A 12,443-nucleotide genomic window follows, 5' to 3' on the forward strand; every position below is an offset into this window, starting at 1 on the left:
AAATGGATAATTTGGATATTGTTGGTCTGGTTCAATTACGTTTGTCTGCGCTTGAGTATGAACAAAAAGTAATATCACAGAACGTTTCTGGAGTAGAAGCTGAGAATAAGTCTGTTGATTTTTCTGCGTTTTATTCATCTTTTCAAAACGCAACTGTTGAAGATAAAAATCTAATGCTCAAAGAGATTAATCGCAGTTTTGACAGCTTTTCTGAACATTACACCACAACAGATAAACAGGTTTCACTCGATGAGGAAATTGCAAAGTCCATAATGGTCTCCGGCAAATATAAAGCGTTAGCTGAAGGCCTGAATCGCAGGCTGGACTTGTTGACTACCGCAATAGGAGGACGTAGTTAATGGTTGAGGGTGTTTATGAGAACAGTTTACTGGGCATGAAATTACAACGTGCCGAGATTGAAGCTGCAAGTCTGAATATAGCTAATGCAAATCGGGTTTGGGGTAACCAGGCTGACGTTGCTCAACCTTTTTCAGCTGTTGTGCAAACCAGCAGTGATAAAACGGATGTGTTACTCCTTCCACAGAATGTACCAGCGAAAGCCATTTATCAGCCTGAAAATCCACAGGCCGATGCGCAAGGCTTTATCTATACGAGTGACATCAATATGGTTGAGCAGATGTTGATTCTAAACAAAGCGAGCCGCAATTACGAAGCCAATATCAAGGTGTTTAATGCGTATCGGGAGATGGGTGGAAAAGCATTGGAAATAGGGAAGTAAGCCATGGTCATAGACTCTGTATCCGCAATTGGCAGTGAACTGTCAGTGCATGAATCTGATTTGATAAGTCGGAACAATATTCAATCAAGCTTTATCGATACTATCCAGCAGTCTGTTGGGGAACTTAATGTTGATTTAGTGCAAAGCGCCCAGCTTTTAGAAAAAATGGCAATGGGCGAGCAAATAAGCACTCATGAAGTGATGCTTGCAATGTCAGAAGCAAAAATGTCCCTGCAGTTAGCCGTTGAGGTGAGAAATAAACTGTTGGAAGCCTATCAGGAAGTCATGAAGATGCCACTTTAATCAGTGTGTTCAAAGTGAATCGTTAATTAATAATGAAGTGGTTTATGTTTGAGAATATATCAAAAGCGGGAAAAATTTCGTTTGCTGTCGGTGTCACTTTAATACTGATAGCGGCTGGTACTGCCATTTATTACGTGGTTAATCCGGCATACGTTGTATTGGCTGAATCTTTGACCCCTGAATCGTCAAACACGCTGATTGAGAAGTTGCAGGAACAAGGAATTGACGTGCAGTTGTCCGCAGATGGCACCGCACTCTCAGTACCCGAAACTGTGATGCAGCAAGCGCGTGTGAATCTTAATGCGTTGTCTGTCAGAGCCGATCATACGCAGGGCTTAGAGCTTTATGATTCAGTTGAATATGGTATGACAGAACATACTCAAAAGGTGACCTATCAACGAGCTATTCAAGGTGAGTTGGAGCGAACTCTGACTGGTTTGTCTTTCATTAAAGGTGCAAGAGTACATATAACCTTTGGCGAGCGTCGTTTGTTTAAAGCCGAGGGTAACAATGCAAAAGCATCTGTTACTTTAAGTCTCGAACCAAACCATCATTTAACACAAGAGCAGGTAGCTGCAATCCGAAATATGACAGCAGCTGCGGTTGAAGATCTCAGTCCTGAAAACATCACTCTGATCGATCAAAACGGCAACCTCCTTACTGGGTATGCAAATAATGAGCAGAATGCTGGTCTGGTTGATTATAAAACCAGTCTTGAAAAAGCACTGCAAGCCAAAGTGGATCACATATTAGCTTTGTATTTTGAGCCTTCTACTTTTGCCACCTCAATAGAAATTGCTGTAGATCTGACCAAGAAGAAACAAACAGTACAAACTGTTGTTCCATATGGCAATGATACTAAAGGCGCTTTGGTGCGAAAAACAGAACGTAAAGTGAGTCGGGACGATACGGCTTCTGCTGAAGTTCAAAATACTGAATCCAGCTCTGAAGTTGAATATATGCACGGCAACCAAACCGAAGAAGTTGTATTTAGCCCGGGTAAAATAACCAGACTTTCAGTTGCTGTTGCATTATTAGCCAATATAACTCAAGAAGAACGCACTAAGATTCAGGAGTTGGTATCGGCAGGAGTTGGTATTGTTCCTGAGCGTGGGGACATGCTGACTATTAATGTATTTAAGCCTGTAGGCGCAGGAAAAGACAATGCGGAAGTACCTGCGCGGATATCACAGCCCACTCCATCAGGGCCAGCTCAAAGCGCCTTAGTGAACCATGATAAAAATGAAACAAATTGGTTGAGTTTTGAAGTGATTAGCGTGTTTATTCTGCTATTGCTGCTGAGTAACTTTTTTGTATATCGAACTGTGCGCAGGATGAGCCTGACTGCTGAACAACGAAATACTCTGTTGCTTGAGTTAAATAATGCAGCGTTAAGTCAGAAGGGGGGGATATGAAATCAAATAATGATGACAATCGACTCAGCCATTTGATGGATATTATTTGTGAAATAAGCTGGTGGGACAGATTCATAATTTTCGTCAGATTAACCCCTGATGTGCGTGCATTTGTAAAGTCCAGGCTGCAGGAGCATAAAACAGAACGGCGTCATTCGATTGCGTCGGTACCTCAACAGCAGCAATCGTTTGACCATATGGGTGAAGAGTTGTCTCGCCTCATCGAAAAGGTACAAAACAATACGTCTGAGTTACCTGTTGCACTGCAGCTGTCTATAAAAAATGCCATGGTCGGGTTTGAAAGCGAAAAAGGGAAAAGTAGCTAATGGAACATGCTGTTATTAAAACTTATTCCCCCTCAAAGCCTCCATCAGTTCCATCAACAATAGAGCTGAAAACGACGCCATTGCAGGATGCAGAAGCAGCATTAGCCATACTGACTGAAGATCAAAAACAGGCTTTGGTTGCGAGTGCATTTGCCCATGAACTTGCTAAGGCGACTGAACAAGCAGAAGCCCAAGGTTATGAACATGGTTTCGCAAAAGGGGAAGCGGCTGGACAGGTGGAAGCTCGAGAGGTTTTGCTGAGCCGTGAAGAGGAATTAAGACAGCTGGCTTTAAGCTTATCGTCATTGTTAAAGGACTGGTCAAGTGCCGATATGGACGTTAAGTTAGCCGAAGAAGCTGATTGCATTGCAGTGCTTCACAAAGCACTGAGTGTCTTGATGATTGAGCATTTGCAGTTTAAAGAGCGCGTACCTGGTTTGGTGCGTGACATTGCAAGGGAATACGCCGAGGAACAAGGTGTTGAAATCCATTTGAGCCCGTTTGATTTTAATGCGTTCGAACAATGCAAGATACAGCTTCCGCAGGGCATAAATCTCAAAGCTTCCTCGGAGCTTGATGTTGCCAGTTATAAGATTAAATCAGCATCAGGGACTTTAGAATTTTCCCTGAGCCAGAATTATCAGTCGGTCACAGAAACCTTTCAACGCCTTGCTGGTGACCCAAAGTGATAAAAAAATACCTCACTGCGTTAGATACAATACCTGTTTGCAAGCGCCATGGAAAAGTGTTGCAAAATAAAGGCATGGTTATTGAAGCAACCTGCCCCGATACATACATCGGAGAGATATGTGAGGTACACGCAAAATTTAGTAGTCAAAATATTGTGGCGGAAGTAGTCGCGGTTAACAAAAACAAAGTTTTGTTGATGCCTTACCAGCGAATCAAGGGTGTTTCTCAAGGAAGTATTGTATACGCCACGGGTAAAATGGCCGTAGCCAAAGTTGGGGATAACTTGCTGGGCAGAGTTGTTGATGCTTTTGGTAACCCTATTGATAGCAAAGGTGAGCTCTGTAGTTATACAGAGTATCCGTTATATAAAGAACCCATAAATCCTCTGACCCGCAAGGCAATTACTGAGCCTATATCAACCGGTATCAGAGCTATCGATAGTTTCATCACCATTGGTCGTGGCCAGCGTATGGGGTTATTTGCTGGCAGCGGGGTGGGGAAAAGCACATTGCTTGCTGCTATATGCCACAACATCAGTGAAGATGTGAATGTTATTGCGTTAATAGGTGAACGCGGAAGAGAAGTGGAAGAATTTGTCCAGGCCATTGCAGAGACTGGCATGATGGAAAAGACAGTTGTCATCAGTGCTACAGCTGAACAGCCTCCGCTAATACGTGTTCATGCAGTTTACACCGCAATGGCGATAGCAGAATATTTTTCAGAACAGGGAAAGAACGTCCTGTTTACCTTTGATTCCGTCACCCGTTTTGCAATGGCATTACGAGAGTTGGGATTATCTACTGGCGAACCTCCGACTGTGAAAGGGTATACCCCTTCAGTGTTCTCTGAAATCCCAGCGATCATCGAACGATGCGGCAGCTTCCGGCAACGAGGAGCAATATCAGCCATTTTCAGTGTTTTAGTTGAAGGTGAAGATTTTAATGATCCGGTTGCTGATTGTGTGCGGGCTATCCTGGATGGACATGTCGTTTTAACCCGTGAGTTGGCTGAAAGAGCTCATTACCCTGCTATTGATGTATTAAAAAGCACAAGTCGGTTATTCAGGCAGATAAACAGTGCTGCTCATATTCAAAATGTAGCGAGTGTCAAAAGGGCAATAGTTCAATATCAGGAAAACCGCGAGCTGATGGAATTGGGAGTTGCGGGGGGAGATCCTGGCCGTTTACTAAGTATCTCTAATCGATGGCTGCAAATAGAAGATTTCTTATTACAGGACACTCGCAGCATTGAGTCTTTAGTTGCGGGCCAAACGCGTCTGGCAACTATCACAGCTTCATGGCAGGAGAGTGCGAGTGTCTAATCTATCAAAAATGAATAAAAAACTACGCATGATCCGTATTTTAAACAAATTCCCTGAAATGAAATTAAGGGGAATAGTTCACGAATTGATGGAACAGCAGCAGTGTTACAGTCATGAAAATATACGGGTAGAGGATATTCGGAGAACGGTCACTTCTTTGGATCATGGATTCAAGTTTAATGGAGAGGTGCTGACGACATTAGAAAACCGAACTAATTACAGCCGCCAGCTCAATGAACAACTCGAACAGGGCGAAAATGATTTGGTTAAACGTCGCCATCAAATGAATCTTCTGTCGTTGGATATGCAACGGACGCGTGATGAGATTGATAATCTGGATAGACTCAAAGAAGCTTTTTGTGCAGAAGTTCTGGTGTTAACCGAGAAGCAAGAAGCATCGCAACTGAATGAAATTGCGACACTTTCTTATCTAAATAAGGTGAAAATGCATGATAAGTTTTGATGCTCTGCCTTTAACAGATCTGCAGTTATTATCTGTAAATAAACAGTCAAAGGTACTGGCATTTAACCCTGGTAGTTATGACAGTGAGTTGCAAAATGGACGCAATAATGGTCTCGATACATTGTTACAAGACCGCTCAATCGAAACCGATATGGCCAGGCCTGCAAACGAGTACTCAATATTTGACGCTCAGCCTACAGAACATCTGTTAGGTTTATTAAATAATGCATACCCAAAGTCAGATTCCTTTGCTGCGGAAATAGTAGATCAGCGGACTGAAGTGAAGTCCAGATACCTTAGTTTTGGGAATGTAGAATACGATGCCATTCCTATGCTTTGGATTGCGAGCAATATTGAGACCCCCTTAGGAAATGATGGGAATCTGTCGAAAGATGAAACTGTGAAATTATTAAGTGTGGATCTTCACAATAACAAGTCTACTAATGAAGCTTCGACTGTGCTGCAAACCTCTATGTTGCACTCTGAGAGCACTGCAAAAGCAAACTTATCTATTCGGGATTATGGGCAAGCAGCTATTCAGCATTTCAGCATAATTAGAGAGCAAAAAATTGCCGTTTCAGATACATATCAGTCATTTACAGCCATCCCTCTAGCTCCACTCACTCCATTGTTGGAGCGAAGTCTAATCACCACCCAAACCAAAGACGGTAAGCAAAATATTTGGATTAGAGATTTCTACTCGAGCGAATCAGTAATTGCACACATGGCTAAATTAGTCGCTGCTAACCCATTTGGCTCGACTGTTACATTAAATAAAATCAGTATTAACGGTAAAGCCTTAGGAGGGGTTTATGGCGATTGACGCAATAGGGGGGCAGTTGGGTACAAATGCTACCGATATGAGCAATACAAGTATCTCTCAAGAGGATTTTGTTGAGTTGTTTCTTGCGCAGTTAAACTTTCAGGATCCGCTTGAACCATTAAATAACAGGGAGTTCCTCGCTCAGTTGGCTCAGTTCTCAACTCTTGAGCAGGGGCGCCTCACGAATGACAATCTCCAAAGTTTGTTGGCGATGAGCTCGTCAGAACAGTCTTTATCAATTTTGGGTAAAAATGTTGAGGTCTTAACAAACGTTGGTGCAACTTTTGAGGGACGTGTTGATGAGGCATATTACTCTTCTACCGGCCCGTCTTTAACTGTCAGAAATGCTCAGGGAGAGGTATTGAAAAATATCACTTTGAGTCAAATCAGACTCATTGAAAATTAAGGATTAATTGTATGTTTCAATCATTTTATACAGGGTTGTCAGGTTTATTTTCATTTTCAAAAAACCTGGATAGTGTAAGTAATAACATCGCCAATATGAGTACTCCTGGATATCGCGGAACAGATTCTTTTTACAAAAGTCTGAATGGTGGAAACGGTCTGGGTTATGGTACTCAACTTGATGACATAGGATACCGCTTCGCCAGCGGCGATATAAAACAAACTGGTAATGTGACTGATCTGGCACTCGGCGGAGATGGTTTTTTTGTGTTACTTCAGGATGGAAAAACGATGTATACCAGAGCTGGTCAATTCACCTTTGACCAAACTGGTAATTTGATTGATAAAAATACTGGGGCAAACGTTGCTGCATTTAACGAAAATGGACAATTAGTCAATTTTAACATTGAAGCCTTCCAAATTTCCGCTCCACAAGCCACAACTTCATTGAAGATTGCGGGAAACTTATCGTCTGGTGGTGTGAGCCACGAAGTATCCACAATAAAAGTTGTCAATAAATTAGGAGAAGAAGAGACAATCTCTCTGAAGTTCTCTAATAACAATACCAGTGTCACTGGCAGTTGGTTAGTTGATGTGGTTGGAGAGGATGACACCGTACTTCATTCCGCAGAAATACGCTTTGATACTGACGGAACTCCGTTAACTGGTTTTAACCAATTGAGTTTCAATATTGAAGATTCTATGGGGGGGTTGTCACCAATCACTGTAAGTTTTGGTGAAAATGGCAGTTATGCAGGAGCAACTTCGGTTAATGGTGGTACAACTTCAACCCTTACAGCTACCGCTGCGGATGGAAATGTTTTAGGTAAGCTGAGCTCTTTGCAGTTTACTGAAAATGGCGCAATAAAATTCACCTATTCAAATGGTGAAAGTCAGACTGGACCTAAGCTGGCGATAGCTTCTTTCTCGAATGAGAAAGCCCTTGAGCTTGTTGGTGGAGCCGTATTTAAAGCTGATGATAACTCAAGCCGAATTATCGGCTCTGCTGGTGATGGTCGTTTCGGCGAAATCATTGGACGTAGTATTGAGATGTCTAACGTGGATCTTTCACAAGAATTTGCTGATATGTTAATTATTCAGCGGGGTTATCAAGCCAGCTCAAGGGTGTTGAATGCAGCAGATCAGTTACTAGAGAAGCTGTATGAGAATACCAGAGGGGGCTAATAATGGCGCTGGTTTCACACATTCTGTTGACTGAACAGTCCAGGCAAAAATTAAAACAAGCTTTGTTAGAACAGACTTCGAAATGGATCGACACATGGTTTTCAAGCCATCCTGATGAAATAACCGTTGAATTTTGTCCTGATGGACGACGACCTTTTAATCGATTTACAGGGCTAAATGCATTTGACGTCTGTATGCATTCAGAGCATGGGGTCAGTTTCTATTTTAAAAGAGACAAGCTGAAGTGGTATCAAAGCCAGCTTATGCGCCTTAGTGTTCAAAATTTGAACGAATGTGGGCAGGTATTGCTTGATGCGGTAACTGAGGACGCATTTTCATCTTTATGTTCACTCATTCTGAAAAGTTTGACAAATAGCAAAGCAACTACCGAGAAGTTAAGTTTTTCAAATGTATCGACCAAACCTCAATATCAGAATGCTTTGAGAATATCGATAAGCTGGAAAGGAAAAGATTTTTCTTTGATATTGAGTTCAGCACTTGTACAGGGACTTCGTTCCTTAGAAAAAACAGAGGCTATACCTCCGTTGCAAATAAGTGTTTGTAGTCTCAGGCATGAACAACTTCCGATGACTATCGAAATATCTTCAGAGAAAATCGCTATTGATAAACTGCTAAATCTGCAGCTTGGTGACCTCATCAAATTAGATCATAAGCTTACTGAGCCTCTTACCTTAAAACCTCTGAAGTCAGAGTCTGGTTTAACAGGTTTCCTCGTTAATTCTAATAATAGAAAGTCTTTACTGCTGGTGGATAAATAAATGAGTGACAAAACGCAAAAAGTTTCTTACACACAGGTTGATGATATAGAAATGGTCGAAACCAATATATCTGCGTTTCATATAAATCTGGTTAAAAATGTTGAAGCAAAATTGACCGCTGTAATCGGTACTTCAACATTAACAGTAGAGCAATTAACACAGCTGAAGAAAGGTCATGTAGTTGAGTTAGTTGAAAGTATTGAGCATCCGGTACAGCTATTTATGAATGATGTGCTGGTTGCTGAAGGCCACCTTGCCGCTGTTGATGATAAGTATGCAATTGAAATAACTAAAGTGGCCGAGATAGTTAATGGATGATTTAGCATTTAAAACCGACAACGAGTTCGATTCCTACCGAATTATCGTTATCATTTTATTTCTGCTGATGCTTGCAGCTATAGCGTATTGGTTGAAGAAGCGTGGTAACAATCTGAACAAGACATTGCCACAATTAAAGACAGAGATCACCTCCTTGGGGAAAAATAGATTTATTGTCAAAATTACCAACGATGGATATGAATATCTTTTATACGAATCTTCATATGGTGTCGAGAAGTTGAATGTAAAAGTTACAGATGCAGGAATGAAGTGAAGTGAAAAAGGCTTTATATATCGGTCTACTCATGGTGTTTGTTCCATGTGTGCATGCAGTGGAAGTGAATTGGGTTGACACTATGCTGGGAGGGGCGGAAGAGTTCTCTCCCGAGTTGCGTATATTAGGCGGGCTCAGCTTATTGTCGCTTATTCCTATTGTATTGATTGCGACAACCGCATTTACCCGAATAATTATAGTGCTTGCAATGCTGAGACATGCCATAGGTTTGCAACAGTCGCCACCTAATATTGTTTTAATAACTTTAGCGTTATTTCTCACGTTATTTACAATGAGCCCAGTTTATCAAGTAGTTATTGATACAGCATATACCCCTTACGTGGAGAATAAAATTGAGTTATCTGAAGCTTTTGACAGAGCGTCGATACCTGTAAAAAACTTTATGCTTCTCCAAACCGATGAAAAAGATTTTTCAATGATGGTCGACGTTTCGGGAGCTGCAGCTCCAAAAAATGTCAGCGAAACGTCCTTTATACAGTTGATTCCTGCTTTCCTGCTAAGTGAATTAACCACAGCTTTTAAAATAGCCTTTGTTATTTTTCTTCCGTTTTTGGCAATAGATCTCATTGTCGCCAGTATCTTGATGTCACTTGGAATGATCATGGTTCCGCCTATAACTGTCGCTTTACCGCTTAAAATTATGCTTTTCGTGCTTATCGACGGCTGGAGTTTACTTGCCAGTTCTTTGATTGGAAGTTTCGGAACCTGATTCTTGACCGATTATAAAAGCACTCAAGAGCTATATTACGAGAAGTATCAAAACTGGGCATATTCCATTGCACATGAACTGTATGGGAAAACTAGTTTTGTTCAGGCGGAGTATAGCGATTATATTCAGTATGCTTTGTTAGGTTTACTCGAGGCCGTAAGTAGCCGTGATCAAGAACAAGAACAGAGCTTTATGAAGTATGCAGGTTTGCGGATCAGAGGCACAATATTAAACTCAATATTCAAGTTTTCTGAAAAAGATTGGCGGATAAACAGTGTTAGAAAAAATAAGTCAGACTATGTTGCCAGTACTCTAGAGGAGGTCATCGCGTCGGACGTCTCTGGAATGTCCAAGTTATCTGCAATAGTTAACGAGTTGGCATATGATTTTCTACTGGCTGAATCTTTTGAAGTAGAAGACTCTGTATTTGGTAGCAATAATGTCTGTGGTGATATTTATACTGATCAGGAGTATGAACTCTATCTAAGTAAAATAATTGAAAAAAAGAATAGCTTACCCGTCGAACTTCAGGCCGTATTAAATCTATATTATCTGACAGAGAAGAGCTTTTCTGACATAGCTGACATCCTGGATGTGAGTAAGAGTCAGGTATTCAAGCTGCATCAAAAGGCTTTGTCGATGCTAAAAATCGAAGTATTCTAAAACTTCTCAGTGAGTGTTGTTAAATGTTTTTTTCTTAGAGGTTTCTGCATATATGTTTGAGAATAATGACTCTATACTGAGAGTTTTCAAAGTTATAGAATTGTGTGAAAGTAAGTTAATTAAAGATAAAGATAAAGATAAAGATAAAGAGAAGAAGAGGCAATGGCGCTATCATATTGAGAACTTAGTTCTTGGTGCATGTGTAATATCATTTTTCTCAGCATTAATATTAATATTTATTATGGATATAACTGGGTTTTTATGGTTAAGGTCGCCTAGTTTATATTTTTTATTAGTAACCTATATTGCAGGTATTGCGCAACCATTTGTGATGCTGATTGTGCATGGAAGATCCATAAGCAATTTCTTTAAAGACCCGAAGAATCTCATACTAACTAAAATAAGCGTGAGTTCTGCGGTGGATACAAAATACCTTCCCATGTTCTCACGCTATCCTTTACGCAGATTAGAACTTGTAGCTCTTGAGTTGAAGTCTGGGAAAGATGCCTTCGACAAAAGAATCTCATTAGTCGTGGGGGCGATTAGCAGAGTTGGCATTGTACCAGGACTGTTTGCTCTTCTTTTTACTTGGCAAAAAGCACCTATTTCGGGCGGCTGGCTTGAAATAATTGCATATTCGCTACCTGGGTTGTACCTGATGGGATTCTGGGCTCATATGCACAACCTAAAAATTGAGAGAATGAGCAGACTCCTTGATTTTGTTATCGAAGACAGACGGAAAGACAAAAAGTTATCGGATACTATAAAGAGATTAAAAGAAAGAGCTAAAAGCTAAATCAGACTTCTTACACTGCTAAGCGCTGGCTCAGTTGATGCGTCTGATCAATAACCCAAATGCATGTTTTAGGATGGGCAGGATATGCCATTCACCTTTGATTAGTACAACTGAGCAGCTCAATTTAATGCTTCATCCACTTCAAGCTTAGGCATCGCCGAACCCTTTATATATGGCCAACCAGTAATTATGCAGTCGGATATCTTTAACATTACGAATAGTCACATCCAAACTTGCACTGCTCCTGATTTGGGAGATAGGTCAAGTCATGAAAGGTTAAATTTTTAATACCACATTTTTCCCTTAATCTTCGTAAGGCTTGGCCGACGGAGTCTGGCCGAATGTCGAACAGTTTAGTGCCAGATACCTTTTGCTTTTTTATGATCTCTATCGCTTTGGGAGTAAGGGGAACTACTCGACCATCACCGTTTTCCGTATCGAGTAATTCAATGGTATGTTTGGTTAGGTCAATATGCTGTCGTTCAATTTTCGTGATTTCTGAACGCCTCATCCCTGTTTCAAGTGCGAAGATCAGTATGTCGCCGATGATGCTTTTACTTTTCAGAGCTTGATTTAGGGCCAGTTGTTCTTCAGATAGGCCATTGGTTGACTCTAAGCGGCGAGTTCTTGATTTACCTTTCGGTGGCCGTTTTACTTTATCGAGTGGGTTGCCATTCGGTATGTGGATCTGCCATTCCGTGAGACATTGCTTGATAACACTATTTAAGACACTTAGTTCTTTTCGGACTGTCTCTGTCTTGACAGCTTTATCTGGATTTTTCCCCGATTTATCAAGCCGATAATTCCGATAATTAGCTATCACTAGAGGACTGAGTGTAGAGAGGGCGTAGTGACCCAAATGAGTATTCAGGATCTTTAGCCGTGAGCGAATATTTGCACAGGACTTTTTGGTGGTTGCGACTTCATCTGAATATTTATCCAAAAAATAGCTCAGCTTAGCCGTATCCACTTCTTTAGCAACTTGTAAATGCCACTATCCATTTCATATTCGATTTTCCGCGCCCATTTTTCTGCTACGGCTTTTGAAAGAAAGGTTTGACTGACCACTGGGTAGCCAGTCTTACGGATTTTGGCTTGATATCGCTCTTGACCACGTTTAGTTATGACAGCCATACAATCTCTCCTGAACATGAAATCAGCAGAGAGATCTGAACATCAGGTGTGCAAAACGCATACAGTAAAGGGTTGAAAA

19 protein-coding genes are annotated in these 12,443 nt (G+C 41.1%); 17 read left to right on the plus strand and 2 right to left on the minus strand.

Going from position 1 to position 12,443, the window contains the following annotated elements:
- Window positions 1-2 precede the first annotated feature (2 nt).
- Genes LSG34_RS06375 through LSG34_RS06455 form a run of 17 tightly spaced genes read left to right on the plus strand, consistent with a single transcriptional unit; the run spans window position 3 to window position 11,230 of the window.
- On the plus strand, window positions 3-359 hold the full coding sequence (locus LSG34_RS06375) for a hypothetical protein (RefSeq protein ID WP_233007995.1): 357 nt from the start codon (window positions 3-5) through the stop codon (window positions 357-359).
- The gene (locus LSG34_RS06380) at window positions 359-739 is read left to right on the plus strand and encodes a flagellar basal body rod protein FlgC (protein WP_233007996.1); all 381 of its coding nucleotides are present in this window, start codon (window positions 359-361) and stop codon (window positions 737-739) included. Before LSG34_RS06375 ends, LSG34_RS06380 begins: the two co-directional genes overlap by 1 nt.
- Before the next feature lie 3 nt (window positions 740-742).
- Window positions 743-1,042: a flagellar hook-basal body complex protein FliE gene (gene fliE / locus LSG34_RS06385; protein ID WP_233007997.1), complete on the plus strand. Its 300-nt coding sequence runs from the start codon at window positions 743-745 to the stop codon at window positions 1,040-1,042.
- 44 nt (window positions 1,043-1,086) lie between these two features.
- Entirely contained in the window at window positions 1,087-2,457 is a 1,371-nt protein-coding gene (gene fliF / locus LSG34_RS06390; protein ID WP_233007998.1) for a flagellar basal-body MS-ring/collar protein FliF, read from the plus strand.
- Window positions 2,454-2,783: a hypothetical protein gene (locus LSG34_RS06395; RefSeq protein ID WP_233007999.1), complete on the plus strand. Its 330-nt coding sequence runs from the start codon at window positions 2,454-2,456 to the stop codon at window positions 2,781-2,783. The genes fliF and LSG34_RS06395 overlap by 4 nt, the downstream gene beginning before the upstream one ends.
- Window positions 2,783-3,472 (plus strand): FliH/SctL family protein, encoded by a 690-nt coding sequence (locus LSG34_RS06400; protein ID WP_233008000.1) that lies wholly within the window; start codon window positions 2,783-2,785, stop codon window positions 3,470-3,472. The genes LSG34_RS06395 and LSG34_RS06400 overlap by 1 nt, the downstream gene beginning before the upstream one ends.
- Complete coding sequence (locus LSG34_RS06405; RefSeq protein WP_233008001.1) at window positions 3,469-4,794, plus strand: FliI/YscN family ATPase; 1,326 nt, start codon at window positions 3,469-3,471, stop codon at window positions 4,792-4,794. The genes LSG34_RS06400 and LSG34_RS06405 overlap by 4 nt, the downstream gene beginning before the upstream one ends.
- A complete protein-coding gene (locus LSG34_RS06410) occupies window positions 4,787-5,257 on the plus strand; it encodes a hypothetical protein (protein WP_233008002.1) in 471 nt (156 codons plus the stop codon). Before LSG34_RS06405 ends, LSG34_RS06410 begins: the two co-directional genes overlap by 8 nt.
- Window positions 5,244-6,080, plus strand: a complete 837-nt coding sequence (locus LSG34_RS06415; RefSeq protein ID WP_233008003.1) for a hypothetical protein — start codon at window positions 5,244-5,246, stop codon at window positions 6,078-6,080. The genes LSG34_RS06410 and LSG34_RS06415 overlap by 14 nt, the downstream gene beginning before the upstream one ends.
- A complete protein-coding gene (locus LSG34_RS06420) occupies window positions 6,070-6,486 on the plus strand; it encodes a flagellar hook assembly protein FlgD (protein ID WP_233008004.1) in 417 nt (138 codons plus the stop codon). The genes LSG34_RS06415 and LSG34_RS06420 overlap by 11 nt, the downstream gene beginning before the upstream one ends.
- A gap of 11 nt (window positions 6,487-6,497) precedes the next feature.
- Complete coding sequence (flgF, locus tag LSG34_RS06425) at window positions 6,498-7,670, plus strand: flagellar basal-body rod protein FlgF (RefSeq protein WP_233008005.1); 1,173 nt, start codon at window positions 6,498-6,500, stop codon at window positions 7,668-7,670.
- 2 nt (window positions 7,671-7,672) lie between these two features.
- The gene (locus tag LSG34_RS06430) at window positions 7,673-8,449 is read left to right on the plus strand and encodes a FliM/FliN family flagellar motor C-terminal domain-containing protein (RefSeq protein ID WP_233008006.1); all 777 of its coding nucleotides are present in this window, start codon (window positions 7,673-7,675) and stop codon (window positions 8,447-8,449) included.
- A complete protein-coding gene (locus LSG34_RS06435) occupies window positions 8,450-8,767 on the plus strand; it encodes a FliM/FliN family flagellar motor switch protein (RefSeq protein ID WP_233008007.1) in 318 nt (105 codons plus the stop codon).
- Window positions 8,760-9,041, plus strand: a complete 282-nt coding sequence (locus LSG34_RS06440; protein ID WP_233008008.1) for a hypothetical protein — start codon at window positions 8,760-8,762, stop codon at window positions 9,039-9,041. The genes LSG34_RS06435 and LSG34_RS06440 overlap by 8 nt, the downstream gene beginning before the upstream one ends.
- A gap of 1 nt (window position 9,042) precedes the next feature.
- Window positions 9,043-9,771 (plus strand): flagellar type III secretion system pore protein FliP, encoded by a 729-nt coding sequence (gene fliP / locus LSG34_RS06445; protein ID WP_233008009.1) that lies wholly within the window; start codon window positions 9,043-9,045, stop codon window positions 9,769-9,771.
- 3 nt (window positions 9,772-9,774) lie between these two features.
- Complete coding sequence (locus LSG34_RS06450; protein ID WP_233008010.1) at window positions 9,775-10,434, plus strand: sigma-70 family RNA polymerase sigma factor; 660 nt, start codon at window positions 9,775-9,777, stop codon at window positions 10,432-10,434.
- Between the two features lie 52 nt (window positions 10,435-10,486).
- Complete coding sequence (locus tag LSG34_RS06455; protein ID WP_233008011.1) at window positions 10,487-11,230, plus strand: hypothetical protein; 744 nt, start codon at window positions 10,487-10,489, stop codon at window positions 11,228-11,230.
- Between the two features lie 211 nt (window positions 11,231-11,441).
- On the opposite strand, the gene LSG34_RS06460 is transcribed toward LSG34_RS06455, so the two are convergent.
- Together LSG34_RS06460 and LSG34_RS06465 are read right to left on the minus strand one after the other, a co-directional pair.
- Entirely contained in the window at window positions 11,442-12,173 is a 732-nt protein-coding gene (locus LSG34_RS06460; RefSeq protein WP_233008012.1) for a tyrosine-type recombinase/integrase, read from the minus strand.
- A gap of 8 nt (window positions 12,174-12,181) precedes the next feature.
- Window positions 12,182-12,364, minus strand: coding sequence for a hypothetical protein (locus LSG34_RS06465; protein WP_233008013.1), 183 nt, complete (start codon window positions 12,362-12,364; stop codon window positions 12,182-12,184).
- Between the last annotated feature and the right edge of the window lie 79 nt (window positions 12,365-12,443).

This window comes from Rheinheimera faecalis, assembly GCF_021290965.1.
GTDB lineage: Bacteria > Pseudomonadota > Gammaproteobacteria > Enterobacterales > Alteromonadaceae > Pararheinheimera > Pararheinheimera faecalis.